The organism is Burkholderia sp. GW821-FHT14F03 (assembly GCF_058803765.1).
The window spans coordinates 1-25,334 of sequence record NZ_JBXAPG010000075.1 but is presented as its reverse complement, the minus strand read 5'-3'; the positions used below and the strand labels follow the sequence as shown (position 1 = coordinate 25,334).

25 protein-coding genes are annotated in these 25,334 nt (G+C 67.9%); 18 read left to right on the top strand and 7 right to left on the bottom strand.

What is annotated here, in order from left to right:
* Positions 1 to 118: 118 nt before the first annotated feature.
* The gene (locus tag AC1RQF_RS31480; protein WP_492873986.1) at positions 119 to 895 is read right to left on the bottom strand and encodes an enoyl-CoA hydratase; all 777 of its coding nucleotides are present in this window, start codon (positions 893 to 895) and stop codon (positions 119 to 121) included.
* A 131-nt stretch (positions 896 to 1,026) separates the two neighbouring features.
* On the opposite strand from AC1RQF_RS31480, the gene paaN reads away from it, so the two are divergent.
* The 5 genes from paaN to paaK all read left to right on the top strand — a co-directional run bounded on the left by paaN (position 1,027) and on the right by paaK (position 6,673).
* Complete coding sequence (gene paaN, locus AC1RQF_RS31475) at positions 1,027 to 2,733, top strand: phenylacetic acid degradation protein PaaN (RefSeq protein WP_492873984.1); 1,707 nt, start codon at positions 1,027 to 1,029, stop codon at positions 2,731 to 2,733.
* A gap of 89 nt (positions 2,734 to 2,822) precedes the next feature.
* Positions 2,823 to 4,025 carry a 3-oxoadipyl-CoA thiolase gene (gene pcaF / locus AC1RQF_RS31470; protein ID WP_492873983.1) on the top strand — a complete coding sequence of 401 codons (1,203 nt, stop codon included), beginning with the start codon at positions 2,823 to 2,825 and terminating at the stop codon, positions 4,023 to 4,025.
* 52 nt (positions 4,026 to 4,077) lie between these two features.
* Positions 4,078 to 4,869 carry a 2-(1,2-epoxy-1,2-dihydrophenyl)acetyl-CoA isomerase PaaG gene (paaG, locus tag AC1RQF_RS31465; protein WP_492873981.1) on the top strand — a complete coding sequence of 264 codons (792 nt, stop codon included), beginning with the start codon at positions 4,078 to 4,080 and terminating at the stop codon, positions 4,867 to 4,869.
* Between the two features lies 1 nt (position 4,870).
* Positions 4,871 to 5,326, top strand: a complete 456-nt coding sequence (paaI, locus tag AC1RQF_RS31460) for a hydroxyphenylacetyl-CoA thioesterase PaaI (protein ID WP_492873979.1) — start codon at positions 4,871 to 4,873, stop codon at positions 5,324 to 5,326.
* 42 nt (positions 5,327 to 5,368) lie between these two features.
* A complete protein-coding gene (gene paaK, locus AC1RQF_RS31455) occupies positions 5,369 to 6,673 on the top strand; it encodes a phenylacetate--CoA ligase PaaK (protein WP_492873977.1) in 1,305 nt (434 codons plus the stop codon).
* Between the two features lie 115 nt (positions 6,674 to 6,788).
* On the opposite strand, the gene mltA is transcribed toward paaK, so the two are convergent.
* Both mltA and apaG read right to left on the bottom strand, forming a co-directional pair.
* Positions 6,789 to 8,018, bottom strand: coding sequence for a murein transglycosylase A (gene mltA, locus AC1RQF_RS31450; protein WP_492873975.1), 1,230 nt, complete (start codon positions 8,016 to 8,018; stop codon positions 6,789 to 6,791).
* Positions 8,019 to 8,100: 82 nt separating this feature from the next.
* On the bottom strand, positions 8,101 to 8,475 hold the full coding sequence (apaG, locus tag AC1RQF_RS31445; protein ID WP_252984817.1) for a Co2+/Mg2+ efflux protein ApaG: 375 nt from the start codon (positions 8,473 to 8,475) through the stop codon (positions 8,101 to 8,103).
* A 154-nt stretch (positions 8,476 to 8,629) separates the two neighbouring features.
* Between apaG and rpe the strand changes: the two genes are divergently transcribed.
* The 8 genes from rpe to AC1RQF_RS31405 all read left to right on the top strand — a co-directional run bounded on the left by rpe (position 8,630) and on the right by AC1RQF_RS31405 (position 15,779).
* A complete protein-coding gene (gene rpe / locus AC1RQF_RS31440) occupies positions 8,630 to 9,313 on the top strand; it encodes a ribulose-phosphate 3-epimerase (RefSeq protein WP_274000991.1) in 684 nt (227 codons plus the stop codon).
* Complete coding sequence (locus AC1RQF_RS31435; protein ID WP_274000990.1) at positions 9,310 to 10,026, top strand: phosphoglycolate phosphatase; 717 nt, start codon at positions 9,310 to 9,312, stop codon at positions 10,024 to 10,026. Before rpe ends, AC1RQF_RS31435 begins: the two co-directional genes overlap by 4 nt.
* A 341-nt stretch (positions 10,027 to 10,367) precedes the next feature.
* Positions 10,368 to 11,861 (top strand): anthranilate synthase component I, encoded by a 1,494-nt coding sequence (gene trpE / locus AC1RQF_RS31430; RefSeq protein ID WP_274000989.1) that lies wholly within the window; start codon positions 10,368 to 10,370, stop codon positions 11,859 to 11,861.
* Positions 11,862 to 11,874: 13 nt separating this feature from the next.
* Entirely contained in the window at positions 11,875 to 12,462 is a 588-nt protein-coding gene (locus tag AC1RQF_RS31425; protein ID WP_274000987.1) for an aminodeoxychorismate/anthranilate synthase component II, read from the top strand.
* Positions 12,463 to 12,475: 13 nt separating this feature from the next.
* Complete coding sequence (trpD, locus tag AC1RQF_RS31420) at positions 12,476 to 13,507, top strand: anthranilate phosphoribosyltransferase (protein ID WP_274000985.1); 1,032 nt, start codon at positions 12,476 to 12,478, stop codon at positions 13,505 to 13,507.
* A 42-nt stretch (positions 13,508 to 13,549) separates the two neighbouring features.
* Positions 13,550 to 14,335, top strand: a complete 786-nt coding sequence (gene trpC / locus AC1RQF_RS31415; protein WP_274000984.1) for an indole-3-glycerol phosphate synthase TrpC — start codon at positions 13,550 to 13,552, stop codon at positions 14,333 to 14,335.
* A 10-nt stretch (positions 14,336 to 14,345) separates the two neighbouring features.
* Complete coding sequence (locus AC1RQF_RS31410) at positions 14,346 to 14,969, top strand: CYTH domain-containing protein (protein WP_492873973.1); 624 nt, start codon at positions 14,346 to 14,348, stop codon at positions 14,967 to 14,969.
* A 42-nt stretch (positions 14,970 to 15,011) separates the two neighbouring features.
* Positions 15,012 to 15,779: a uracil-DNA glycosylase gene (locus AC1RQF_RS31405; protein WP_274004432.1), complete on the top strand. Its 768-nt coding sequence runs from the start codon at positions 15,012 to 15,014 to the stop codon at positions 15,777 to 15,779.
* Positions 15,780 to 16,425: 646 nt separating this feature from the next.
* Here the strand turns inward: AC1RQF_RS31405 and AC1RQF_RS31400 are convergent.
* The 4 genes from AC1RQF_RS31400 to AC1RQF_RS31385 form a co-directional block, all read right to left on the bottom strand.
* Positions 16,426 to 17,022: an FMN-dependent NADH-azoreductase gene (locus AC1RQF_RS31400; RefSeq protein WP_274000982.1), complete on the bottom strand. Its 597-nt coding sequence runs from the start codon at positions 17,020 to 17,022 to the stop codon at positions 16,426 to 16,428.
* A gap of 134 nt (positions 17,023 to 17,156) precedes the next feature.
* Positions 17,157 to 18,959 carry a M61 family metallopeptidase gene (locus AC1RQF_RS31395; protein ID WP_274000980.1) on the bottom strand — a complete coding sequence of 601 codons (1,803 nt, stop codon included), beginning with the start codon at positions 18,957 to 18,959 and terminating at the stop codon, positions 17,157 to 17,159.
* A 93-nt stretch (positions 18,960 to 19,052) separates the two neighbouring features.
* The gene (locus AC1RQF_RS31390; protein WP_274000979.1) at positions 19,053 to 19,781 is read right to left on the bottom strand and encodes a DsbC family protein; all 729 of its coding nucleotides are present in this window, start codon (positions 19,779 to 19,781) and stop codon (positions 19,053 to 19,055) included.
* A gap of 96 nt (positions 19,782 to 19,877) precedes the next feature.
* Positions 19,878 to 21,059, bottom strand: coding sequence for a UbiH/UbiF family hydroxylase (locus AC1RQF_RS31385; RefSeq protein WP_492873972.1), 1,182 nt, complete (start codon positions 21,057 to 21,059; stop codon positions 19,878 to 19,880).
* A gap of 232 nt (positions 21,060 to 21,291) precedes the next feature.
* Between AC1RQF_RS31385 and AC1RQF_RS31380 the strand changes: the two genes are divergently transcribed.
* The 5 genes from AC1RQF_RS31380 (at position 21,292) to AC1RQF_RS31360 (ending at position 24,913) form a co-directional block, all read left to right on the top strand.
* Complete coding sequence (locus AC1RQF_RS31380) at positions 21,292 to 21,414, top strand: hypothetical protein (RefSeq protein ID WP_274000975.1); 123 nt, start codon at positions 21,292 to 21,294, stop codon at positions 21,412 to 21,414.
* Between the two features lie 133 nt (positions 21,415 to 21,547).
* A complete protein-coding gene (locus AC1RQF_RS31375) occupies positions 21,548 to 21,913 on the top strand; it encodes a hypothetical protein (protein WP_274000973.1) in 366 nt (121 codons plus the stop codon).
* A 360-nt stretch (positions 21,914 to 22,273) separates the two neighbouring features.
* Positions 22,274 to 23,368, top strand: a complete 1,095-nt coding sequence (ychF, locus tag AC1RQF_RS31370; RefSeq protein ID WP_274000972.1) for a redox-regulated ATPase YchF — start codon at positions 22,274 to 22,276, stop codon at positions 23,366 to 23,368.
* Between the two features lie 199 nt (positions 23,369 to 23,567).
* Positions 23,568 to 24,398 carry a tyrosine-type recombinase/integrase gene (locus tag AC1RQF_RS31365; RefSeq protein ID WP_492873969.1) on the top strand — a complete coding sequence of 277 codons (831 nt, stop codon included), beginning with the start codon at positions 23,568 to 23,570 and terminating at the stop codon, positions 24,396 to 24,398.
* The gene (locus AC1RQF_RS31360; protein ID WP_492873967.1) at positions 24,395 to 24,913 is read left to right on the top strand and encodes a tyrosine-type recombinase/integrase; all 519 of its coding nucleotides are present in this window, start codon (positions 24,395 to 24,397) and stop codon (positions 24,911 to 24,913) included. Before AC1RQF_RS31365 ends, AC1RQF_RS31360 begins: the two co-directional genes overlap by 4 nt.
* Positions 24,914 to 25,334: the final 421 nt, after the last annotated feature.

Here is a 25,334-nt window from a genome sequence, read left to right as displayed (position 1 = left end):
CCGTTAGCGCGAAAGAGGCGTGATTGTAGGCACGCTTTTCCCGCCGCGCAAGCCCTTTCGTGAAAGATTTTTAAACGACCGTATCGGCACGCTCGAGCACACCGATACGGTCACGCGATCAGCGATGCTTGAACACCGCCTTGCGCTTCTCGACGAAAGCGGCCATCCCTTCCTTCTGGTCCTCGGTCGCGAACAACGAGTGGAACAGGCGCCGCTCGAACTGCACGCCCTCGGCCAGCGTCGTCTCATACGCGCGATTGACCGACTCCTTCACCATCATCACGGCCGGCAGCGAGAACTCGCTGATCGTGGCCGCCGCCGCGATCGCCTCGTCAAGCAGCTTGTCGGCAGGCAGCACCCGCGACACCAGCCCCGCCCGCTCCGCCTCGTCCGCGTCCATGAGGCGCGCGGTCAGGCACATGTCCATCGCCTTCGCCTTCGACACCGCGCGCGGCAGACGCTGCGTGCCGCCCGCACCCGGCATCACGCCAAGCTTGATCTCCGGCTGACCGAACTTCGCGGTATCCGCCGCGAAAATGATGTCGCACATCATCGCCAGCTCGCAGCCGCCGCCCAGCGCAAAACCCGCCACCGCCGCAATGACCGGCTTGCGGATCTGCCGCACCGCCTCCCAGTTGCGCGTGATGTAGTCGCCCTTGTACACATCCATATAGGTGTACGTCGCCATCATGCCGATGTCCGCCCCCGCCGCGAACGCCTTCTCGCTGCCGGTCAGCACGATCGCCCCGATCGCATCGTCCGCGTCGAACGCCTTCAGCGCCGCGCCCAGCTCATCCATCAACGCGTCGTTCAGCGCATTGAGCGCCTTCGGACGATTCAGCGTGATCAGCCCGACCCGGCCCCGGGTCTCCACCAGGATGTTCTCGTATGCCATCTACTCCTCCTCGATCAATGAAGCGCAAAACGCCGCGCACATGCCAATGATTTAATGCTAACATTCTCCGACCAACCGGTCGGTTAATTAATAGGTCGCCGATCCCCTCAACGCTCACCAGGCCCGCCGTCATGACCCATCCTCTGTTCGCGAAACACGAAGACACGTTGCAGCACGCCCTTGCCGCCATCGAAACGCGCGGCTACTGGAGCCCGTTCGCCGAGATGCCGAGCCCCAAAGTGTACGGGGAAAGCGCGAACGCGGAGGGTGAGGCCGCCTTCAAGTCGCACCTCGACCAGGCATTCCGGCTCGATCAGCCCGCAAGCGGCGAAACGGCCGCCGCCGAGCTGTCCCCGTATGGCTTCGCGCTCGGCGTGCGCTACCCGAAATCGACGCCGGACGCACTGATCGCCGCGGCGGCGGCGGCCCAGCCGGCCTGGCGCCAAGCCGGCCCGACGGTCTGGATCGGCGTCTCGCTCGAGATCCTCGCCCGCCTGAACCGCGCAAGCTTCGAAATCGCCTACAGCGTGATGCACACCACAGGCCAGGCATTCATGATGGCGTTCCAGGCCGGCGGCCCGCACGCGCAGGATCGCGCACTCGAGGCGGTCGCCTACGCCTGGGACGAGCTGCGCCGGATTCCGGCCGGCGCGCACTGGGAAAAACCGCAGGGCAAGAACCCGCCGTTCGCGATGCAAAAGCGCTACACGATCGTGCCGCGCGGCACGGGCCTCGTGCTCGGCTGCTGCACGTTCCCGACCTGGAACGGCTACCCCGGCCTGTTCGCCGATCTCGCGACCGGCAATACCGTCATCGTCAAGCCGCATCCCGGCGCCATCCTGCCGCTCGCGATCACCGTGCGCATCGCCCGCGACGTGCTTCGCGAAGCCGGCTTCGATCCGAACGTCGTGACCCTGCTCGCCACCGAGCCGAACGACGGCGCCCTCGTGCAGGACCTCGCGCTGCGCCCGGAAATCAAGCTGATCGACTTCACCGGCAGCACGCCGAACGGCACCTGGCTCGAACGCAATGCGCACCAGGCCCAGGTGTATGCCGAGAAGGCCGGCGTCAACCAGATCGTGATCGACTCCGTCGACGACCTGAAGGCCGCCGCCAAGAACATCGCGTTCTCACTCGCGCTCTACTCCGGCCAGATGTGTACCGCCCCGCAGAACATCTACGTGCCGCGCGACGGCATCCGCACCGCGGACGGCCACGCGAGCTTCGACGACGTCGCACAGGCGATCGCAGGCGCGGTGCAAAAGCTGACCGGCGATCCGGCGCGCTCGGTCGACCTGATCGGCGCGATCCAGAACGACGGCGTCGTCACGCGCATCGCGCAGGCGCGCCAGCTCGGCCGCGTGCTCGCCGACAGCCAGAAGCTCGACCACCCGGCCTTCCCTGGCGCCCGCGTGCACACTCCGCTCGTCCTACAACTCGACGCCGCCGAGCGCACCAAGTTCACACAGGAATGGTTCGGACCGATCTCGTTCGTGATCGGCACCGACTCGACCCGCCAGTCGCTCGACTTCGCCGGCGACATCGCGGCGGAGCACGGCGCGCTCACGCTGTCGGTCTACAGCACCGACGATGCCGTGATCGACGCCGCACACGACGCGGCCGTGCGCGGCGGCGTGGCGCTGTCGATCAACCTGACGGGCGGCGTGTTCGTCAATCAATCGGCCGCGTTCTCGGACTTCCACGGCACGGGCGCCAACCCCGCCGCCAACGCCGCGCTCGCGGACGCCGCCTTCGTCGCGAACCGCTTCCGCGTAGTGCAGAGCCGGGCCCATGTTGCGCCGAAGGCCGTGCCTCAGGAAGCCGGCCAGACGGCCTAAGCCATTCGGCCGACACGACATCCGCCACTTTCCCCGACTATCCTGAGCGAACTCGCCCCTCAGCGGGTTCGCTCCAGCAGGACACGCCCATGAACGATGCCTTTATCTGCGACGCCATCCGCACTCCGATCGGACGCTACGGCGGCGCGCTGAAAGACGTGCGCGCCGACGACCTCGGCGCCGTGCCGATCCGCGCGCTCCTCGAACGCAACCCGCACGTCGACTGGCGCGCGGTCGACGACGTGCTGTACGGCTGCGCCAACCAGGCGGGCGAGGACAACCGCAATGTCGCGCGCATGTCGGCGCTGCTCGCGGGCCTGCCCACCGACGTGCCCGGCTCGACCCTCAACCGCCTGTGCGGCTCGGGCATGGACGCGGTCGGGTCCGCTGCGCGCGCCATCAAGTCCGGTGAGGCGCACCTCATGATCGCCGGCGGCGTCGAAAGCATGACGCGCGCTCCGTTCGTGATGGGCAAGGCCGCCAGCGCGTTCTCCCGGCAGGCCGACATCCACGATACGACGATCGGCTGGCGCTTCGTCAACCCGTTGATGAAGAAGCTGCACGGCATCGACTCGATGCCCGAGACGGCCGAGAACGTCGCGCTCGACTACGGGGTGAGCCGCGCCGACCAGGACGCGTTCGCGCTGCGCAGCCAGCAGAAGGCCGCGCGCGCGCAGCGGGACGGCACGCTCGCCCAGGAGATCGTCCCCGTGACGATCGCCCAGAAGAAAGGCGACCCGCTCGTCGTCGCGCACGACGAACACCCGCGCGAGACCTCGCTCGACGCCCTCGCGAAACTGAAGGGCGTCGTCCGCCCCGACGGCTCGGTGACGGCCGGCAACGCCTCGGGCGTCAACGACGGCGCCTGCGCACTGCTGCTCGCCAACCAGGCCGCCCTTGAACAGTACGGCCTGCGGCGCCGCGCGCGCGTGCTGGGCATGGCGACGGCGGGCGTCGCGCCGCGCGTGATGGGCATCGGTCCCGCGCCGGCCACGCAGCGCCTGCTGCGGCAGCTCGGCATGAGCCTGGCCCAATTCGACGTGATCGAGCTGAACGAAGCGTTCGCGTCTCAAGGGCTCGCCGTGCTGCGCCTGCTCGGCATCGCCGACGACGATCCGCGCGTCAACCCGAACGGCGGCGCGATCGCGCTCGGGCACCCGCTCGGCGCGTCCGGCGCACGCCTCGTCACGACGGCGCTGCACCATCTCGAACGCACCGGCGGCCGCTACGCGCTGTGCACGATGTGCATCGGCGTAGGCCAGGGCATCGCCCTCGCGATCGAGCGCGTGTAACCGATCCGGCGCCTAGCGCCCGTTCGTTCAGGCATCACTGAGGAGACAACCGATGTCCTATGAAACGATTCGCATTGAAATCGACCCCGCCGCACGGGTCGCGACGATCACGCTGAACCGCCCCGACAAGCTCAACAGCTTCACGCGCGCGATGCACGCGGAGTTGCTCTCCGCGCTCGGCGACGCGCAGGCCGCGAAGGTGCGCGCCCTCGTGCTGACGGGCGCGGGACGCGCCTTCTGCGCAGGCCAGGATCTCGCGGACCTCGACTTCACGCCGGGCGCGATGAGCGACCTCGGCGCCTTGATCGACGCGCACTTCAATCCGCTCGTCCGCCGTCTGCAGGCCCTGCCGTTCCCGGTGATCGCCGCCGTCAACGGCACGGCCGCCGGCGCCGGCGCGAACCTCGCGTTCGCCTGCGACCTCGTCCTCGCCGCGCGTTCGAGCAGCTTCATCCAGTCGTTCGTGAAGATCGGCCTCGTGCCGGATTCCGGCGGCACCTGGTTCCTGCCGCAGCGCGCTGGCCTCGCGCGGGCGCTCGGCCTCGCGCTGACGGGCGACAAGCTCGGCGCGGAACAGGCCGAACAATGGGGACTCATCTGGCGCAGCGTCGACGACGCCGCGCTCATGGCCACCGCCGCACAACTCGCCGCGCAACTCGCGCAGCAGCCCACCCGCGCAATCGCGGCCATCAAGCAGGCGATGCGCGCAGGCGTCACGAACACACTCGACGCGCAACTCGATCTCGAACGCGACCTGCAGCGCGAGCTCGGCCAGTCCCACGACTACGCCGAAGGCGTGCAGGCCTTCATCGAGAAGCGCGCGCCGCGCTTCGAGGGGCGTTGAGATGGCCGCTTCCGCACCCGACGCCCCGTCCGCCGACGCCCTCGCTTGCGCGGTCGCGCAGGCCATGTATGAGGCGGACGCCTGCAGCCGCGCGCTCGGCATCGAGCTGGTCGAGGTCCGCCCCGGCTACGCGCGCATGCGCATGCCGGTGCGGCCCGACTTCCTGAACGGACACCAGATCTGTCACGGCGGGCTGATCTTCACGCTTGCGGACTCGACCTTCGCGTTCGCGTGCAATACCTACAACATCAATACCGTCGCCGCCGGCTGCGCGATCGAGTTCCTGCGGCCGGCGGCGGGCGGCGATGTACTGACCGCCGAAGCCGAGGAGCAGGCGCTGAGCGGCCGGCACGGCATCTACGACATCCGCGTCACGAACCAGGCGGGCGACCTGGTGGCGATGTTCCGGGGGAAATCGGCACAGATCAGGGGAACGGTGCTCGGCGCGCAGCCCTAGCGCGCGCCCGTTCCCGCCATATCTATAAAGACAGGAGACACCATGACGACCCCGACCCCGCTCCCGCTCGACCCGATCGAGACCGCCAGCCGCGACGAACTGCTCGCGCTGCAGCTCGAACGCCTCAAGTGGTCGCTCGACCACGCCTATCGCAATTCGCCCGTCTACCGCGCCAAATTCGACGCGGCCGGCGTCCACCCCGGCGACCTGCAATCGCTCGCCGATCTCGCGCGCTTTCCGTTCACGACCAAGGACGACCTGCGCGAGAACTATCCGTTCGGCATGTTCGCGGTGCCGCAGGAGCGGATCTCGCGGATCCACGCGTCGTCGGGCACGACCGGCAAGCCCACCGTGGTCGGCTACACGGCGCGCGACATCGATACCTGGGCCAACGTCGTCGCCCGCTCGATCCGCGCGGCGGGCGCCCGGCGCGGCGACAAGGTGCACATCAGCTACGGCTACGGGCTCTTCACGGGCGGCCTCGGCGCGCACTACGGCGCGGAGCGGGCCGGGCTCACCGTGATCCCGTTCGGCGGCGGCCAGACGGAAAAGCAGGTGCAGCTGATCCGCGACTTCCGCCCCGACATCATCATGGTCACGCCGAGCTACATGCTGTCGATCGCCGACGAACTCGAGCGGCAGGGCGTCGATCCGCGCGAATGCTCGCTGCGCATCGGCATCTTCGGCGCCGAGCCGTGGACCAACGACATGCGCGCCGCGATCGAGCAGCGGATGGGCATCGATGCGGTCGACATCTACGGCCTGTCCGAAGTGATCGGCCCGGGCGTCGCCTCCGAGTGCGTCGAGACCAAGGACGGCCCGACCATCTGGGAAGATCATTTCTACCCCGAAGTCATCGACCCCGAAACGGGCGAGGTGCTGCCCGACGGCGAGCTGGGCGAACTGGTCTTCACGTCGCTGACCAAGGAAGCGCTGCCGATCGTCCGCTACCGCACCCGCGACCTCACGCGCCTGCTGCCCGGCACCGCCCGCCCGATGCGCCGGATGGAAAAGATCACGGGCCGCTCGGACGACATGATGATCGTGCGCGGCGTCAACGTCTTCCCGACCCAGATCGAAGAACAACTGCTCAAGCAGCGCGCGCTCGCGCCGCACTACCAGATCATCCTGACCCGCGAAGGCGCGCTCGACGTCCTGACACTCAACGTGGAGCCGTGTCCGGACACCGCGCCCGACTCGACCGCGCTCGACCACGCGAAGCGCGCGCTCGCGCACGACATCAAGGGGCTGATCGGCGTGACCGCGGTCATCAACGTGCTGCCCGTCAACGGCATCGAGCGCTCGGTCGGCAAAGCCCGGCGCATCATCGACAAGCGCCGCGCCTGAAGCACGCGCCGCCGCCGCGCCTCGGCAAAACGCCCCGCGCCAGCCAACCGGCCGGCGCGGGGCGCCGCTGAATCTCCGGTGCGCCACGCGCACCGCCTCGCGATCGCTCAGGGCATCAGGACTTGGGCAACAGCAGCCACATCCGGCCCACCTGCTTCATCCGGCCAGCCTGGTCTCCCGCATCGTCGCCGAGCCCCCAGAAGTAATCGGCGCGCACGCCGCCCTTGATCGCGCTGCCGGTGTCCTGCGCGAACACCAGGCGGCTCATCGGCGTGTTGGTCAGCGGCCGCGTGGTCTGCAGGAACACCGGCGTGCCGAGCGGAATCGCCGACGGATCCACCGCGATCGAGCGCTCCGGCGTGAGCGGCACGCCCAGCGCGCCGACCGGACCGTCCGCGCCGCCCTGCGGCACGCTCTCCGACGACGGCATCTCGCGGAAGAACACGAATCGCGGATTCGTGTCGAGCAGCGCGTCGACCCGCGCCGGGTTCGCACGCGCCCAGGCCTTGATCCCCTGCATCGTCGCCTGGCCCGCGCCCAGCTCGCCGCGATCGAGCAGCCACTTGCCGATCGACCGGTAAGGCTGGTTGTTGGTGCCGCCGTAGCCGACCCGCATCACCGAGCCGTCGTCGAGCACCACGCGCCCCGAGCCCTGCACCTGCAGGAAGAACGCCTCGATCGGATCGTCGACCCACACCAGCTCGTTGCCGTTCAGCAGCCCCGAGCGCATGAGCTGCGACCGCGCGGGCAGCGCCGCGCCGGCGCGATAGCCCGCCGGCCAGCGGTACAGCGCGTACTGGTACGGGCCGCGCCGCACCCGCGAGCCGCGCAGCAGCGGCTCGTAATAGCCGGTGACGAGCCCGTCGAGCGTGCCGTCGTTGTTCGCGAACTGGAACGGCGTGAAGTAGGTTTCGAAAAACGTGCGTGCGCCGCCGGGATCGAGGTCGTCGATCTGCTCGGCCGCCGCGCACGCGCGCCGCCAGTTCGCCTGGCGCGCGAGGCGTGTGCAATTTTGTCGCAGGGCGATCGTCGCGCCGATCAGGGTATCGTCCTGCCAGCCCGGCACCTGCTGCCACGCGACCGGCGTGAGCCGCTCCGCCGCGATCTGCCCGGGCACGATCGCCGCGCCGCCGGGCGGCCGTGCGCCCTGCCGGACCGGTGCGCCGCCGCACGCGGCCAGCAGCGCCGCCGTGACGATCGCGGCTGCCCAACCGGCCAGCCGCGGCCCAAACCACCTACAATGTTCGTTCTTGATGGAAACCGCCATGTCTGATCTGTTCGACGAATACCCGATGCTCATCTTCGCGCTGGAATCGCTGCTGGCGCTCGCCCTGCTCACTTTCATCGTCGTGTGGACCGCATCCGGCAAAAAGAAAAAGCCTTCCGGCCGCCGCGACCCGTCCTGACGCCGGGCGCCCCGCGCCCGTTCAATGCAGCGTGCGCGGCATGTGCAGCGCAAACTCTTCGACCGGCGCCTCGAAGCGCTCGCCATCCTCCGCCACGCAGAAGTACGCGCCGCGCATCGTGCCGACCGGCGTCGCGATCACCGCCCAGCTCGTGTACTCGAAATGCTCGCCCGGCTGCAGCAACGGCTGATGGCCGACCACGCCGAGCCCTTTCACCTCCTGCACCTCGCCTTCGCTATCGGTGATGATCCAGTGCCGGGCGATCAATTGCGCGCCGACCTGCCCCGTGTTGCGGATCGTCAGCGTGTACGCGAATGCATATTGACGGCGTTCGGGGTCGGATTGTTCCGGCAAATAACTCGTTTTCACCGAGACGGTGAACTGGTACTGGCTCATGTTGGGTCCGTATCGATGATCGCGCCTCGCCGCGCGGCGCGCGGCGGCTTTGGTTCGGCATTCTGCTTGATGCCGCCCCCGCCCGCAACCGCGCCCGGCGCGCCCCGGCGGTAGAATGCGGGTTTTGCCCCGCAATGTTCCCCGCCCCAAGGTCATGACGCAATTCCGTATCGCTCCCAGCATCCTGTCGGCCGACTTCGCCCGGCTCGGTGAAGAAGTCCGCAACGTGGTCGACGCCGGCGCCGACTGGATCCACTTCGACGTGATGGACAACCATTACGTGCCGAATCTCACGATCGGCCCGCTCGTGTGCGAGGCGATCCGCCCGCACGTCCAGGTGCCGATCGACGTGCACCTGATGGTGCGCCCGGTCGACCGGATCGTGCCGGACTTCGCGAAAGCCGGGGCGAACCTGATCAGCTTCCACCCGGAAGGCTCGGACCACGTCGACCGCACGCTCGCGCTGATCCGCGACCACGGCTGCAAGGCGGGCCTCGTGTTCAACCCGGCCACGCCGCTCAACCATCTCGATCACGTGATGGACCGCGTGGACCTCGTGCTGATCATGTCGGTGAACCCGGGCTTCGGCGGCCAGTCGTTCATCCCCGAGGCGCTCAACAAGCTGCGCGAGGCACGCCGGCGCATCGACGCCTACACCGAGCGCACCGGCCGCGAGATCCATCTCGAGGTCGACGGCGGCGTGAAGACCGACAACATCGCGGAGATCGCCGCGGCGGGCGCGGACACCTTCGTCGCGGGCTCGGCGATCTTCGGCAAGCCCGATTACCGCGCGGTGATCGACGCGATGCGCGCGCAACTCGCGACCGTCGCGCAATGAGCGCGGCGCCCGCGTTCGCAGCGCCGCGCATCGACGCGGCGCTGATCGATCTCGACGGCACGATGGTCGACACCGTCGACGACTTCACGGCCGGCCTGAACGGCATGCTCGCGCAGATCGACGCGCGGCCGACCACCCGCGACGAAGTGATCCGCTACATCGGCAAAGGCTCCGAGAGCCTGATCCGGCAGGTGCTCGCGCCGCGCCTGCCGGCCGCCGACGCGCAGGCCCGCTTCGGCGAAGCGCTCGCGCTGTACCAGGACGCGTACGCGGGCATCAACGGCCGTCACACCCGCCTCTATCCGGACGTCGAGGCCGGCCTGAGCGCGCTGCGCGACGCGGGCGTGAAGCTCGCGTGCGTGACCAACAAGCCGCACCGCTTCGCGGTCGAGCTGCTCGCGCAATACCGGCTCGACGGCTATTTCGCCGTCGTGCTCGGCGGCGACAGCGTGGCCCGCAAGAAGCCCGACCCGCTGCCGATGCTCGCCGCGTGCGATGCGCTCGGCGTCGCGCCGCACGCCGCCGTGGCGATCGGCGATTCGGAGAACGATGCACTCGCCGGCCGCGCGGCGGGCACCGCGACGCTCACGGTGCCCTACGGCTACAACCATGGCAACGCTATACAAACGATAAATTCGGATGGTATAGTCGACTCACTGCTGGTCGCCGCGCGGGCAATCACCGCGCACAACGCCGCCCGGCAATCCCTCTGATTTTTTCTACCACCGCATGTTTCTGAACAAAAAACGGAGTCTGAGCAGCATCGACCGGGGAGCATGGCCCTGGCGTCGCTGGTCGCGCTAACCTCGATGAGGTACGCTGAAGCTCGTCTTCAGCCCTGTTTTTTGTTTCGCTGCGCGTTCGCGCTCCCACTCACCATCCAGTCTGCCGGCTAGTCGCGTCCCGCTCCGTATCGGATCGGGTCGCGGATGCGCCGCGCCGTCCGGATGCGGGGGTCGCCTGCACCGCCGGTTCGGCCCCCTGCTCCAGCCGCTCGCGCAGTCCCACGTGATCCCCCGGCGTGCCCCGCCGCTCGTCCCAACAGGACCGGAACATGACTGAACTCGAATTCCAATCGCTCGCCAACGAGGGCTACAACCGCATTCCGCTGATCGCCGAGGCGCTCGCCGATCTCGAAACGCCGCTCTCGCTCTACCTGAAGCTCGCCCAGTCGGAACGCGGCGGCGCCAACTCCTTCCTGCTCGAATCGGTGGTGGGCGGTGAGCGCTTCGGGCGCTACTCGTTCATCGGCATGCCGGCCCGCACGCTGCTGCGCACCCGCGCCGGGCGCTCCGAAGTGGTGCAGGACGGCAAGGTGGTCGAAACCCACGACGGCGACCCGTTCGACTTCATCGCCTCGTTCCAGGCCCGCTTCAAGGTCGCCCAGCGGCCCGGCCTGCCGCGCTTCTGCGGCGGCCTCGCCGGCTACTTCGGCTACGACGCGGTGCGCTACATCGAGAAGAAGCTCGCCGACACCGCGCCGCGCGACGATCTCGGCCTGCCGGACATCCAGCTGCTGCTGACGGAAGAGGTCGCGGTGATCGACAATCTCGCCGGCAAGCTCTACCTGATCATCTATGCGGACCCGGGCCAGCCGGAGGCCTACACGAAGGCGAAGCAGCGCCTGCGCGAACTCAAGCAGCGGCTGCGCACGACGGTCCAGCCGCCCGTCACGTCGGCCAGCGTGCGCACCGAGATTTACCGCGAATTCAAGAAGGACGACTACCTCGCCGCCGTGCGCCAGGCGAAGGAATTCATCGCGGCGGGCGAGCTGATGCAGATCCAGGTCGGCCAGCGCCTGACCAAGCCGTATCGCGACAATCCGCTGTCGCTGTACCGCGCGCTGCGCTCGCTGAATCCGTCGCCCTATATGTATTACTACAACTTCGGCGACTTCCACGTGGTCGGCGCGTCGCCCGAGATCCTGGTGCGCCAGGAACAGCGCGGCGACGACCAGATCGTCACGATCCGCCCGCTCGCCGGCACCCGGCCGCGCGGCAACACGCCCGAGCGCGACGCGGAACTCGCGACCGAGCTGCTCAACGACCCGAAGGAAATCGCCGAGCACGTGATGCTGATCGATCTCGCGCGCAACGACGTCGGCCGCATCGCGGAAATCGGCTCGGTGTCCGTCACCGACAAGATGGTGATCGAGAAGTACTCGCACGTGCAGCACATCGTCAGCTCGGTCGAGGGCAAGCTGAAGCCCGGCATGACCAACTACGACGTCCTGCGCGCGACATTCCCGGCCGGCACGCTGTCCGGCGCGCCGAAGGTGCGCGCGATGGAGCTGATCGACACGCTCGAGCCCGTCAAGCGCGGGCTGTACGGCGGCGCGGTCGGCTACCTGTCGTTCTCGGGCGAGATGGATCTCGCGATCGCGATCCGCACCGGTCTCATCCACAACGGCAACCTGTATGTGCAGGCCGCGGCGGGCATCGTCGCCGATTCGGTGCCCGAATCCGAATGGCAGGAGACCGAGAACAAGGCGCGTGCGGTGCTGCGCGCGGCCGAGCAGGTCCAGGACGGCCTCGACAGCGACTTCTAACCGGAGACAGACCATGCTGCTCATGATCGACAACTACGATTCATTCACCTACAACCTGGTCCAGTACTTCGGCGAATTGGGCGAGGACGTGCGCACCTACCGCAATGACGAGATCACGCTCGACGAGATCGCGCGCCTCGATCCCGCCGCGATCTGCCTGTCGCCGGGCCCGGGCAATCCGCAGCATGCGGGCAACACGCTCGACGTGCTGCGCACGTTCGCCGGCACGAAGCCGATCCTCGGCGTCTGCCTCGGCCATCAGGCGATCGGCGAGGCGTTCGGCGGGCGCGTCGTGCGAGCGAAGACCATCATGCACGGCAAAGTGAGCCGGATCGAGACCGACGGCCGCGGCGTGTTCGCCGACCTGCCGGCGCACTTCGACGTCACCCGCTATCACTCGCTCGCGATCGAGCGCGAATCGCTGCCCGACTGCCTCGAGATCTCCGCGTGGACCGACGACGGCGAGATCATGGGCGTGCGCCACCGGACCCTGCCCATCGAGGGCGTGCAGTTCCACCCGGAATCGATCCTGTCCGAGCACGGCCACACGCTGCTCGAGAACTTCCTGAAGCAGGCGCGCGCCGCGACCCTGCCCGCGTAACCGGAGCCCGCCCATGTCCATCACTCCGCAGGAAGCGCTGCAGCGCACGATCGAGCATCGCGAGATCTTCCACGACGAGATGCTGCACCTGATGCGGCTCATCATGCGCGGCGACCTCTCGCCCGTGATGGCGGCCGCGATCATCACGGGGCTGCGCGTCAAAAAAGAGACCATCGGCGAGATCGCCGCCGCGGCCACCGTCATGCGTGAATTCGCGAATCACGTGCAGGTGCCCGACAACTCCCACTTCGTCGACATCGTCGGCACGGGCGGCGACGGCTCGCATACCTTCAACATCTCGACGGCGACGATGTTCGTATCGGCCGCCGCCGGCGCGAAAGTGGCGAAGCACGGCAACCGCGGCGTATCGAGCAAGTCCGGCAGCGCCGATGTGCTGGAAGCGCTCGGCGTGAACATCGACCTGCAGCCGGACCAGGTGGCGGCCTCGATCGCCGAGACCGGCATGGGCTTCATGTTCGCGCCGAACCACCACCCCGCGATGAAGAACATCGCCGCGGTGCGCCGCGAGCTCGGCGTGCGCACGATCTTCAACATCCTCGGCCCGCTGACCAACCCCGCCGGCGCGCCCAATCAGCTGATGGGCGTGTTCCACCCGGACCTGGTCGGGATCCAGGTGCGCGTGATGCAGCGGCTCGGCGCGCAGCACGTGCTGGTCGTCTACGGCAAGGACGGGATGGACGAGGTGTCGCTCGGCGCAGCCACGCTCGTGGGCGAGCTGCGCGACGGCCTGGTGCACGAATACGAGATCCATCCCGAGGACTTCGGCCTGCAAATGGTGTCGAACCGGACCCTCAAGGTCGAGAACGCGGACGAATCGCGTACCATGCTGCTCGAAGCGCTCGGCAACAAGCCCGGCGTCGCGCGCGAGATCGTCACGCTCAACGCCGGCACCGCGCTCTATGCGGCCAACGTCGCGGCGTCGATCGCGGACGGCATCCAGCTCGCGCGCGAAGCGATCGCGAGCGGCCGGGCCCGCGCGAAAGTCGACGAGCTGGTGCGCTTCACGCAGCAGCTCGCGCGCTGAACGCGCGCCCTTCTTCGAACCGGATTTACGCACGAGACTCCCATGAGCGACATCCTCGACCGAATCATCGCCGTCAAGCGCGAAGAAATCGCCGCCGCGCTGCGCAGCACGCCGCTCGAAGCGCTGAAGCTCGAAGCGTCGGCGCGCACGCACCGCGATTTCGTCGGCGCGCTGCGCGCCAAGCACGCGGCGGGACACCCCGCCGTGATCGCCGAAGTGAAGAAGGCCAGCCCGTCGAAAGGCGTGCTGCGCGAGCACTTCGCGCCGGCCGACATCGCCCGCTCCTACGCGACGCACGGTGCGGCCTGCCTGTCGGTGCTGACCGACGAGCAGTTCTTCCAGGGCAGCGCGCGCTATCTCGAAGAAGCGCGCGCCGCCTGCGACCTGCCGGTGCTGCGCAAGGACTTCATCGTCGATCCGTACCAGATCCTCGAAGCGCGCGCGATGGGCGCCGACGCGATCCTGCTGATCGCCGCCGCGCTCGACACGCCGACCATGCAGGATCTCGAAGCCTACGCGCACTCGCTCGGGCTCGCGGTGCTGGTGGAAGTGCACGACCGCGCCGAGCTGGCCGAGGCGCTCACGCTGAAGACGCCGCTCCTCGGCATCAACAACCGCAACCTGCGCACCTTCGAGACCACGATCGACACGACGCTCGACATGCTCGACATGATTCCCGCCGACCGCATCGTCGTGACCGAGTCCGGCATCCTGTCGCGCGCGGACGTCGAGCGGATGCTGGCGGCCCGGGTCCGCACCTTCCTCGTCGGCGAGGCGTTCATGCGCGCCGAGCAGCCGGGCGAGGAACTCGCGCGGATGTTCTTCTGAGCGGCGCGCGATGGCCATCGAACAGGAAATCAAGCTCGCGCTCCCGTCGGGGCTGATCGACGCGGCGCGACGCTGGCTCGACGCGCGCGCGGGAACGCCGGGCCGCGACATCACGCTGTCCAATCTGTACTTCGACACGCCCGATCTCGCGCTCGCCCGCGCCAAGAGCGGGGTGCGCCTGCGGCTCGCGCCGCAAGGCTGGCTGCAGACCTACAAGACGGTCGGCGAAGCCGAGCACGGGCTGCACCGGCGGCATGAATGGGAAATGCCGGTCGCGCGCGACCAGTTGGAGATCGACACGCTGCTCGCCGCGTGCGACGTGCCGGCCGCCGCGACCGCGCTGCGCACCGCCGCGCCCACGCTGATCGCGCTGTTCCGCACCGATTTCTCGCGCACCTTGTGGCAGCTCGACACGCCGCTCGCGCGCATCGAGGCCGCGCTCGACCTCGGCGAGATCACCGCGCAGGTCGACGACGACACCCGCCGCGCGCCGATCTGCGAAATCGAGCTGGAACTCCTCGACGGCGACACGGCGGCGCTGCGCGCGCTCGCCGCCGAACTCGCCGCCGCCCTGCCCGGTCTCGCGCCCGACAACCAGAGCAAGGCGCAGCGCGGCTACCAGCTGCGCGCCTGACGCGGCGCGCTCCGCATGACTCACAGTTCCGTTCCCGATCCGATGCAACAACCGTCGCTCTTCGATTCGCCCGCCGCCGCCACGCCGACGGCCGCGTCGCTCGCCGCCCAGTTCGACGCGCTGCCGCCCGCATGGCACGCGCTGCTCGCGCCCTTCATCGACAGCGAAGCCTACGCGCCGCTGTGCCGCTTCGTGGACCACGAACGCGCCGCCGGCAAGACGATCTATCCGGACGACGTGTTCCGCGCGCTGCGGCTCACGAGCCCCGACGACGTGAAGGTCGTGATCCTCGGCCAGGATCCGTACCACGGCGACGACCGCGGCACGCCGCAGGCGCACGGGCTGGCGTTCTCGGTACCGCCCGGGGTGCGGCCGCCGCCGTCGCTGCGCAACATCTTCAAGGAAATCGCCGCGAACTGCGGCCATGAAGCGCCGCACCACGGTTGCCTCGACACCTGGGCGCGCCAGGGCGTGCTGCTGCTCAACACCGTGCTGACGGTCGAGAAGGCCGCCGCGGCGAGCCACGCGAAGCGCGGCTGGGAGCCGTGCACCGACACGCTGATCCGCGAACTCGCGCGGCGTCATCGCGGGCTCGTGTTCATGCTGTGGGGCGCGCATGCCCAGGCCAAGCGCGCGCTGTTCGATCCGCACGCGCATTGCGTGCTCGAGGCGCCGCATCCGTCGCCGCTGTCCGCGCATCGCGGCTTCCTGGGCTGCCGCCACTTCGCGCTCGCGAACGACTATCTGGGCGCGCAGGGCCGCGCGCTGATCGACTGGCGGCTGCCGGATCAGGCGGCGACGCTCGCCTGAAGCAGCGCGGTTCGCCGCGCAAGCGCCCGCGTCCGGTTGCGCGCATGAAACTAAAACGCCGCGCACCTTTTGGTACGCGGCGTTTTTTCGTTGGCGCGAGACGATCCGCAAGGCACGCCCGGTCACAAACCGAGCGACCAGCAACCGCCGGACCGAACCGCGACGCCCGCCTGAAGCAGCGCGGTTCGCCGCGCAAGCGCCCGCATCCGGTTGCGCGCTCGAAACTAAAACGCCGCGCACCTTTTGGTACGCGGCGTTTTTTCGTTGGCGCGAGACGATCCGCAAGCCACGCCGGGTCACAAACCGAGCGACCAGCGACCGCCGGACCGAGCCGCGACGCCCGCCTGAAGCGGCGCGGTTCGCCGCGCAAGCGCCCGCGTCCGGTTGCGCGCATGAAACAAAAACGCCGCGCACCGGAAGGTGCGCGGCGTTTTTCATAGGCGCGAGGCGATCCGCAAGCCACGCCGGGCTGCAAATCGAGCGACCGGAGACCGTCAGACCGAGCCGCGACGCTCGCCTGAAGCGCGCGGGTTCGCCGTGCAAGCGCCGGACTGTCCAGCCGGCGCGGCCAAAACGACAAACGCCGCGCACCTTCCGGTACGCCGCGTTTGTCGTCATTGGCGCGGTGCTATCCGCAAGCCACGCCTCAGAGCGCGGCGATCGCCTCGCGCGCGCCGGCCAACGAGGCGCTTGCCGATTCCGGTCCGAGATTCAGGCCTTCCGCGTAGATGAAGCTCACGTCGGTCATGCCGACGAAGCCGAGGAAGGTCTTCAGGAACGGCGTCTGGGTATCGTTCGGCGTGCCCGCGTACTTGCCGCCGCGCGCCGACACCACGTGCACCTTCTTGCCCGTGATCAGCCCTTCCGGACCGTTCGCCGTGTAGCGGAACGTCACGCCGGCGCGCGCGATCCAGTCGAAATAGGTCTTCAGCTGCGACGACACGCCGAAGTTGTACAGCGGCGCGCCGATCACGATCACGTCGGCCGCGCGCAGTTCGTCGATCAGTGCGTCGCTCTTCGCGACGATCGCGCTCTGTTCCGGGCTGCGCTGGTCCACCGGTGTGAAGAACGCGCCGAGCACCGCGTCGTCGAGATGCGGCAGCGCATCGGCCAGCAGGTTGCGCACCGTCACCGTGGCGCCGGGATTCGATTGTTGCAGCTTGGCCGTCAATTCGTCGGCAAGCAGCGTGGATTGCGCGCCTTGCGAGCGGGCGGCGGAATTGATTTGCAGGATGGTCGTCATGTCGGGCTCCGTTGGGGTTGCGCCGTATCAGCGCGAGTGACGCCATTGTGCGCACGCCCCCCTTCCGGAAAAAGCATCCCGGCAACGACGGATTGTTGCACCAGCAGAACAATCCACCGCTGCCGGGCGGCCGGTCATGCGCCCAGCCAGGCCTCCCGGGCCGTCCGCTGCGCCGCGGGCTTGTCCTGCGTGCTGAGCCGGCAGCGCAGGATTTCCGGCCCGTCCAGCTTGAGCCGCACCGTGCGCAGTTCGTCGCGGCGGAAGGCGTGCAGTTCCACCTTGTCGCCCGGCCGGAAGCGCGCGAGCAGCGCATCGAGATTCGACCCCGTTATCCTCAGGCCCTCGAGCGCAACCAGCACGTCGCCGGCCGACAAGCCCGCGCGGTGCGCCGCACCGCCCTCGTAGACGGCCGCCAGCGTACAGTCCGCGCCGCCGCGCATGCGCGCGCCCAGGGTCGGCTTGGGCCCGGCGTCGCCGCCTCCGCCGGTGTCGGCCGCGAGCGTCACGCCGAACGGCGCGAACAGCGTATCGAGCGGCAAGTCGCGCGTGCCCTCGACCGCGTCGGCGTAGAGCCGGCCGAGCGTCACGCCGGTCGCTTCCGCGATCAGCGCCTCGACCTCGTCCTCACCCACGCCGCGCGGCTTGCCGTGATAGAAGTCGCGGCCGTAGCGCTGCCACAGGAGCCGCATCACGTCGTCGAGCGACTTGCGGTTGCGGGTCTGCGCGCGAATCGCGAGATCGAACGCGAGCGCGACGAGCGAGCCCTTCGTGTAATAGCTGACGATCGCGTTGGTCGCGTTCTCGTCCTGCCGGTAGTACTTGATCCACGTATCGAACGAGCTTTCCGCGACGCTCTGCTTGAGCCGCCCCGCGCCGCGCCGCACGCCGCCGATCGTGCGGCCCAGCAGCGAGAAATACTCGGCCTGCGTGATCAGCCCCGCGCGCATCAGCATCAGGTCGTCGTAGTACGACGTGAAGCCCTCGAACAGCCACAGCAGCGAGGTGTAGTTCTCGGTCGACAGGTCATACGGGGCGAACGCCGCCGGCTTGATCCGCTTCACGTTCCACGTGTGGAAATACTCGTGGCTGCACAGGCCGAGATAGGTGCGGTAGCCCTCGCTCGTCTCGGGCCGCCCCTTCACCGGCAGGTCGGCGCGGTTGCAGATCAGCGCGGTCGACGCGCGGTGCTCGAGGCCGCCGTAGCCGTCGCTGACGGCCTGCGTCATGAACACGTAGCGCGCCATCGGCGCGCGCCGCGACTTCGGCTCGAACAGCGCGATCTGCGCCTCGCACACCCGCTTCAGGTCGACCGCGAGGCGCTCGATATCGAGCGCCGCCACGCGTCCCGCGATCACCACGTCGTGCGGCACACCGTGAGCCTCGAAGCTCGCGAGCGCGAATTCGCCGAGCGTCACCGGATGATCGATCAGCTCGTCGTAGTTGTCCGCGCGGTAGACGCCGAAGCCGTGGCGCTTCGTGCCGCGCGCCTCCGTCAACGCCGTCGCGACGCGCCAGCGGCGGCCGGCATCGCCGGCCGGACGCACGATCTCGACGCTGCACGGCGCGTCCTCGCGCCCGGCGACCGCGAGGAACACGCTGGTGCCGTTGAAGAAGCCGCCGGTGTCGTCGAGATGCGCGGCGCGCACCGACAGATCCCACGCGTACACGTCATAGCGCAGCGTGAGCGCGCCCTGCACCGGCGCGGCGAGCCAGGTCCGCTTGTCGGTCTTCGCGATCGCGACCTTGCGGCCGGCGTCGTTGAACGCGCGCAGGGTCACGATGTTTCGCGCGAACTCGCGCACCATGTAGCTGCCCGGAATCCACACGGGCAACGTGAACCGCTGGCCGGCCGGATCCGGCGCGTCGACGGTGAGCGTGACCTCGAACAGGTGGGCGGCGGGATCTTTCGGAACGATCGTGTAGCGAATCGGCTTCATCTTGGAAATCGGTCGGGGAAAACGGATCGGATGCGAAAAAGGCGCTGGCGAATCGCCAGCGCCTCTGCGGCGACGCGGGCGCGGGGCCCCGCGTCACTTCACGGTGGACAGCGCCTGGTTCAGCTGATCGGCGGAGACCGCGCCCGGCAGGCGGGTGCCGTCCGCGAGGAAGATCGTCGGCGTGCCGACCACGTTCATGCCGCGGCCGAGCGCGAGGTTCTTCTCGAGCGCGCTGGTGTCGCAGGCGGCCGCGCCGCTCGGCGCGCGATGGTCGAGCATCCACGCTTCCCAGGTCTTCACGCGATCGGTCGCGCACCAGATCGACTTCGACTTCACCGTCGAGTCGGGCGACAGCACCGGGTACAGGAACGTGTAGACCGTCACGTTGTCGACCGATTTGAGGGTCGTTTCGAGCTTCTTGCAGTACGGGCAGTTCGGATCGGAGAACACCGCGATCTTGCGCGCGCCGTTGCCCTTGACGACCTTGATCGCGTTCGCGAGCGGCAGGCTCGCGAAATCGATCTTGTTGATCTCCGACAGGCGCGCTTCGGTCAGGTTCTTGCGGGACTTGGTGTCGACGAGGTCGCCGAGCAGCATGTAGTCGCCCGTCGCGTCGCTATAGACGATCTGCGAACCGAGGTTCACTTCGTAGAGGCCGGCGACGGGCGCCTTCGCCACGCTCTTGATCTGAGCCTCGCTGCCGAGGCGCGCCTGCAGTGTCGCCTTGAGCTTGTCGGTCGTCTGATCGGCCTGCGCGGTGCAGCCGAGGGTTGCCGAAGCAACCGCCAGCACCAGCGCGGCGATACGAATCGTTTTTTTCATGCAAATTTCCTTCGGATCGATCGGGATACCGCCACAGTGTACGACGACGGCCAGACAGTGTCCGACCGAAGGCGGCGCCGAAGGTTCGCCCGGCGCTCAGCCGAGCGCCGAGGCGACGAGCCAGCGCTTGACGAGCGGCTGCGCGCCGACGAGCGCCATGCCGGTGTTGCGCGCCACCCGCGCGAGCGTGCCGGGCAGCGAGAACAGCCGCTGCAGGCCGTCGGTCGCGAGCATCAGCGCACGGATGTCCTCGCGGCGCGCGCGCTCGTAGCGACGCAGGAGCACAGTGTCGCCGAGATCGCGGAACGCTTCCTTGCCGGCGATGGCATCGGCCAGCGCGGCGACGTCGCGCAGCCCGAGGTTCATGCCCTGGCCGGCGAGCGGATGGATCAGGTGCGCGGCGTCGCCGACCAGTGCGACGCGCGGCGCGATCAGCCGGTCGACCGTCTGCAGCGCGAGCGGGAAGCCCTGCGCGGGCGTCACGCACTCGAGCGCGCCGAGCTGGCGATGCGTGACGCGCTCGACCTCGGCCGCGAGCTGGGCCGGCTCCAGCGCGAGCAACGCATCCGCGTGCGCGGTCTGCGCGGACCAGACGAGCGACACGTGGCCGTCGGGCAGCGGCAGCAGCGCGATGATCTCGCCGTCGCGGAACCACTGGTAGGCGGTCTCGCGGTGCGGCAGCGACGCCTTGAAATTGGCGACCACCCCGGTCTGCCGATAATCACGACGCTCGACCTTCGAGCCGATCTGCGCCCGGACCCACGAATGCGCGCCGTCCGCGCCGACCACCAGATCGGCCTCGATCACGTTGCCGTTCGCGAGTGCGAGCGAGGCGCCGCCCGGTTTCACGTCGAAGCCCTGCGCGCGCGTATCGAGCCAGGTGAGATTCGGCTGGAAGCGCAGCGCGGCGTCGAGCGCGGTCTCGACGAGCGTCGACTCGCCGATCCACGCGAGCTGCGGCACCGACGCCTGGAACGCGGAAAAATGCAGTTCGGCCTGCGCATCGCCGTAGACGCGCATGTCGTGCACCGGCGCGAGCCGCGCGTGATCGAGCGCCTGCCAGACGCGCAACCGCTCCAGCAGCGCCTGCGAGCTGGCCGACAGGGCGTAGATGCGGGAATCGAACGCGAGATCCGCCGGACGGGGCGTCGCGTGCTGCGCGAGCAGCGCGGTCTTGTAGCCGGCCTGGGTCAACGCGAGCGCGGCCGTCTTGCCGACGAGCCCGCCGCCGACCACGGCGACGTCGAAATTCTGGTGATGGGCAGTCATGGCGGGCATTATAGCCGGGCGTTCCGGGCCTTTCCGGCCCGCGCGTTTGCGGAAAATCAGGGGAACCCGCGGGTCGCGGCGCATCCTCTCCTACGCGGCGGTTGCAACGGTAACCGCGCCGGACGCGGCCGCCCGGCGGCGCTCGGACGCGCATTACACGCCACACTTTTCCTTACAAACGCACACCGCTTGTCATCGGGGCCGTCGCTACATTGAGCGCATCAAACGACGGGAGATCCCCATGAAACGGATTGCGGTCCTCGCTGCGCTGGCGATCGTGCTGGGCAGCGTGCTGGGCGGGTGCATCGTGGTGCCGGAAGGCGGCGGCTATTACCACCATCGCGACAACTACTACCGGTACTGAGCCCGGACGCCGCACGGCGGCATGGTAGTTGTCCCGGGTGCATGAGGTCGTTCACGGCGTGCTATCGTTTTAGTGTCGGAGCCGCGCGGCCGCTGCCGGAGCGCGCTTCCCAACCTCTGTCGTGAGCATGGCCATGAGCGATGTCCACCCGAACCTCAGCCAACGTGATCGCATCGAGCTGCTGTGCTGGCTCACGATCGGCAATCTCGGCGCCTACTACCTGAACGAGACCTGGCCCGCCGCCGGCTTCCAGGTCCAGGCCGCGCACAAGTGGCTCGACCGCCATCTGCGGGAAGCCGACTGGCTGACCCTCGCCAAGCTCGCCGCGGTCGCGCTCGACATCGCCCACAAGCATGCCGAGTTCGTCGACGCCGCCTGGGCGCGCGACGCGGTCGAGGAAATCATCGATACCGACGACCTGAACCTCGACGCCCGGCTCGTCGCGCTGGTGCTCGACGACTGCCAGGCGGCGCTCGCCGACCGGCGCGGCGCGGATTGAGGCAGTCCGGTCCCCGCATACCCCGGAGCTCCCCGCCCCGCCAACTGCCCTGGAACGTCCCGCCCCCTCCGCCGTCAGGATCGCCGCTCGGGCGCTCGACCCCGCGGCGCACGCCTCTCACCGTGCACCGGGGTGCCCATCCCACGCGGCCAAGCCGGCGCGCCGCCGCCGATTCGCCCCCTCGAACGCGTTACAATTGCCGTTTTCGAGTGCAGGACCTGCGCGCGCCCCGGGCCGATGCCCGCCGCGCGCCGCCCGCCTCGCGTCCGGATCCACGCTGCGGCTTGTCTCCGCGGTCCGCCCCCGTCGGCGGCACCCGTCATGCGCCCGCGGCCACCCACTGATTGAGAAAGGTTTCCCATGAGCCTCAAATGCGGCATCGTCGGCCTGCCCAACGTCGGCAAGTCCACCCTGTTCAACGCGCTGACCAAGGCCGGCATCGCCGCCGAGAACTACCCGTTCTGCACGATCGAGCCGAACGTCGGCATCGTCGAAGTGCCGGATACGCGCCTGAAGGCGCTCTCCGAGATCGTCAAGCCCGAGCGCGTCGTGCCGGCGGTGGTCGAATTCGTCGACATCGCGGGCCTCGTCGCGGGCGCGAGCAAGGGTGAAGGCCTCGGCAACCAGTTCCTCGCGAACATCCGCGAAACCGACGCGATCACGCACGTCGTGCGCTGCTTCGAGGACGAGAACGTCATTCACGTCGCCGGCAAGGTGAGCCCGATCGACGACATCGAGGTGATCAACACCGAACTCGCGCTCGCCGACCTCGGCACCGTCGAGAAGGCGCTCACGCGTTACTCGAAGGCCGCGAAGTCGGGCAACGACAAGGAAGCGGCGAAACTCGCCGCGGTGCTCGAGAAGGTCCGCGCGCAACTCGACCAGGGCAAGGCGGCCCGCGGCCTCGCGCTGTCCGACGACGAGCAGGCGCTGCTCAAGCCGTTCTGCCTGATCACCGCGAAGCCGGCGATGTACGTCGCGAACGTGAAGGACGACGGGTTCGAGAACAATCCCCATCTCGACGCGGTGCGCAAGTACGCGGAAAGCGAGAACGCGCCCGTGGTCGCGGTGTGCGCGGCGATCGAGGCCGAGATCGCCGACCTCGACGACGCGGACAAGGAAGCGTTCCTCGCCGACATGGGCATGAACGAGCCGGGCCTCGACCGCGTGATCCGCGCAGGCTTCAAGCTGCTCGGCCTGCAGACCTACTTCACCGCGGGCGTGAAGGAAGTGCGCGCGTGGACGATCCACGTCGGCGACACCGCGCCGCAGGCGGCCGGCGTGATCCACACCGACTTCGAGCGCGGCTTCATCCGCGCCCAGACGATCTCGTTCGACGACTACGTCGCGTTCAAGGGCGAGCAGGGTGCGAAGGAAGCCGGCAAGATGCGCGCCGAAGGCAAGGAGTATGTCGTGCACGACGGCGACGTGATGAACTTCTTGTTCAACGTCTGACGGCCTTTGGCTAGAGTTCAGCGGAGCTTGAAAGCGCTCCACGGACAACAAACCCCTTTTAAATCAGGGGGTTAAAACAAACAATAGGGTCCACTGATAGCTCCTATTGTTTGCTGAAGTCCAGAAAAGCTGGGGGTACTTCTGGGGGTATCTGAGTTCAAGAGTGGGGGTACTTTTACCCCCACTCGGGAGACGAGAGATGCCCGAGTATCGGCTTACCGACCTCAAGATCAAATCTGCCAAACCGGCCGAGCGTGCCTATAAGCTTTCAGATGGGGGAGGCCTGTTTCTACTGGTCAAGCCATCCGGCGGGAAGCTCTGGCGCTGGAAGTACCGGCTCGATGGGAAGGAAAATCTCTTCGCCATCGGCGCTTTCCCCAAGGTCAGCCTTGCCCAGGCGAGGAAAGCACGCCACACAGCGCGCTCGCTAATCAGGCAAGGCATTCACCCCTCCCATGAGCGCCAGAGTGTCAAGCGGCGCAATGTTGAGGAAGCCGAGGCTCGTAAACGCGAACAGGATGGCACCTTCGCCAAGGTGACCGCGGCCTACCTCGCAGATATCAAGCCTGTCTTTGCCGCAAGCTCATACCGCACCAAAGAGTCCCGCATCCGGAAGTACCTGGCCCCCAAGCTGAACGGTTTGCGCATGGATGAGATCGGCCCGAATCGTATTCGCCCCATTCTGGAAGCGTGCAAGGCGCATGGCGCATGGGCAGGCATTCATGTGAAAGGCGACCTGTCGGCGCTCTTCGAGTTTGCAGTGGTCCGTGGCCTGGCAGAAAGCAATCCGATTCCTGGGTTGTGTGGGCTGCTGCCCGCCCCCATCAACCAGAGCAAGGCCGTCACGACTCGTGAGCAAATCCAGTCCTTCTATCACAAGCTACAGAGCTATCGTGGCTATCCGGAAACATGCCTGTGCCTAAAGCTGATCGCCCTGACAGCCTGCCGCCCCGGCGAAGCAGCCGATGCCGAATGGGATGAATTCGAGACTACGAGGACAAGCTATGGCGTCGCCCTGCCGCCAAGATGAAGGCGAAACGTGACCATGTCTGCCCACTCTCGGACTCAGCCATCGAGGTGCTGCGCCAGATCAGGCAGATTTCGGGAGCCGGGCGCTACCTATTCCCACATCGCAGCGGCAAGGGCTTTACGATACCGAATCGCCTGACCTATGCCATGCGCGACATGAACCTGGGGCCCAGGGCGACACCACATTGCTGGCGCACAACATTCTCGGCCTGGGCCAACGAGAACGGCTACCGCCCTGACGCCATCGAGCGTCAACTCGCCCACGTCGAAGACAACAAGGTACGTGCCACCTACAACAGGGCCCTGCTGTGGACGAGAGGAGGACCTTGCTTCAAGAATGGGCCGGCTATCTCGAAGAGGCAGAAAGCACCTCGACATCTTGAGAATTGCATAATGCAGAGTGGCACTGCGACTCAGGCCGAAAGGCCTGAGTTATGTCATTCGCTGTTTCGGGGATGCAGTCGCAAAGAATGCACGTGCCGCCCAACGAAGACACGATCCAGCAAGAGACGCTAGCTGAAGTTTGGGCGCGCAAGCTTGTGGTTAAGGCCTGCATTGGTCGTGAGAGGCCGTCGCACTGGCCTGTCGCCGAAGTATTTCAATTCATCAGATTGCCCCCCAGCAAAATAGGACTCGTCTCACATCCAGGAGGTGGGCGCATGTGCAGGATTGAGGGGGAATCCATGCGCGTCCATTGCAATCCATCATTTTCCACGGACGCGTGTTCACAGGCGGACTGTGCGCCCAAAGTGGGCGGAAAAGGTCTGTCGTTGCAGGGAGCACGTCATGCCTACCCAATCCGATCTGCGCTTCGCCTTCGACCTTGTCGGCAGCGAGACACGCGACGTCTTCGAGGTCGCCGAGTTCGAGTGCCACGAAGCGCTGTCCGAGACCTTCCACCTCGCAGTCGAACTGACCTGCGCCAACCCCACGGTCG

Bases quoted from the DNA above. Each gene is read 5' to 3' on its own strand.
- AC1RQF_RS31480 (WP_492873986.1), bottom strand. From the start codon at position 895: ATGGCATACGAGAACATCCTGGTGGAGACCCGGGGCCGGGTCGGGCTG.
- paaN (WP_492873984.1), top strand. From the start codon at position 1,027: ATGACCCATCCTCTGTTCGCGAAACACGAAGACACGTTGCAGCACGCC.
- pcaF (WP_492873983.1), top strand. From the start codon at position 2,823: ATGAACGATGCCTTTATCTGCGACGCCATCCGCACTCCGATCGGACGC.
- paaG (WP_492873981.1), top strand. From the start codon at position 4,078: ATGTCCTATGAAACGATTCGCATTGAAATCGACCCCGCCGCACGGGTC.
- paaI (WP_492873979.1), top strand. From the start codon at position 4,871: ATGGCCGCTTCCGCACCCGACGCCCCGTCCGCCGACGCCCTCGCTTGC.
- paaK (WP_492873977.1), top strand. From the start codon at position 5,369: ATGACGACCCCGACCCCGCTCCCGCTCGACCCGATCGAGACCGCCAGC.
- mltA (WP_492873975.1), bottom strand. From the start codon at position 8,018: ATGAAAGTGAGCAGGGCGAGCGCCAGCAGCGATTCCAGCGCGAAGATG.
- apaG (WP_252984817.1), bottom strand. From the start codon at position 8,475: ATGAGCCAGTACCAGTTCACCGTCTCGGTGAAAACGAGTTATTTGCCG.
- rpe (WP_274000991.1), top strand. From the start codon at position 8,630: ATGACGCAATTCCGTATCGCTCCCAGCATCCTGTCGGCCGACTTCGCC.
- AC1RQF_RS31435 (WP_274000990.1), top strand. From the start codon at position 9,310: ATGAGCGCGGCGCCCGCGTTCGCAGCGCCGCGCATCGACGCGGCGCTG.
- trpE (WP_274000989.1), top strand. From the start codon at position 10,368: ATGACTGAACTCGAATTCCAATCGCTCGCCAACGAGGGCTACAACCGC.
- AC1RQF_RS31425 (WP_274000987.1), top strand. From the start codon at position 11,875: ATGCTGCTCATGATCGACAACTACGATTCATTCACCTACAACCTGGTC.
- trpD (WP_274000985.1), top strand. From the start codon at position 12,476: ATGTCCATCACTCCGCAGGAAGCGCTGCAGCGCACGATCGAGCATCGC.
- trpC (WP_274000984.1), top strand. From the start codon at position 13,550: ATGAGCGACATCCTCGACCGAATCATCGCCGTCAAGCGCGAAGAAATC.
- AC1RQF_RS31410 (WP_492873973.1), top strand. From the start codon at position 14,346: ATGGCCATCGAACAGGAAATCAAGCTCGCGCTCCCGTCGGGGCTGATC.
- AC1RQF_RS31405 (WP_274004432.1), top strand. From the start codon at position 15,012: ATGCAACAACCGTCGCTCTTCGATTCGCCCGCCGCCGCCACGCCGACG.
- AC1RQF_RS31400 (WP_274000982.1), bottom strand. From the start codon at position 17,022: ATGACGACCATCCTGCAAATCAATTCCGCCGCCCGCTCGCAAGGCGCG.
- AC1RQF_RS31395 (WP_274000980.1), bottom strand. From the start codon at position 18,959: ATGAAGCCGATTCGCTACACGATCGTTCCGAAAGATCCCGCCGCCCAC.
- AC1RQF_RS31390 (WP_274000979.1), bottom strand. From the start codon at position 19,781: ATGAAAAAAACGATTCGTATCGCCGCGCTGGTGCTGGCGGTTGCTTCG.
- AC1RQF_RS31385 (WP_492873972.1), bottom strand. From the start codon at position 21,059: ATGCCCGCCATGACTGCCCATCACCAGAATTTCGACGTCGCCGTGGTC.
- AC1RQF_RS31380 (WP_274000975.1), top strand. From the start codon at position 21,292: ATGAAACGGATTGCGGTCCTCGCTGCGCTGGCGATCGTGCTGGGCAGC.
- AC1RQF_RS31375 (WP_274000973.1), top strand. From the start codon at position 21,548: ATGAGCGATGTCCACCCGAACCTCAGCCAACGTGATCGCATCGAGCTG.
- ychF (WP_274000972.1), top strand. From the start codon at position 22,274: ATGAGCCTCAAATGCGGCATCGTCGGCCTGCCCAACGTCGGCAAGTCC.
- AC1RQF_RS31365 (WP_492873969.1), top strand. From the start codon at position 23,568: ATGCCCGAGTATCGGCTTACCGACCTCAAGATCAAATCTGCCAAACCG.
- AC1RQF_RS31360 (WP_492873967.1), top strand. From the start codon at position 24,395: ATGAAGGCGAAACGTGACCATGTCTGCCCACTCTCGGACTCAGCCATC.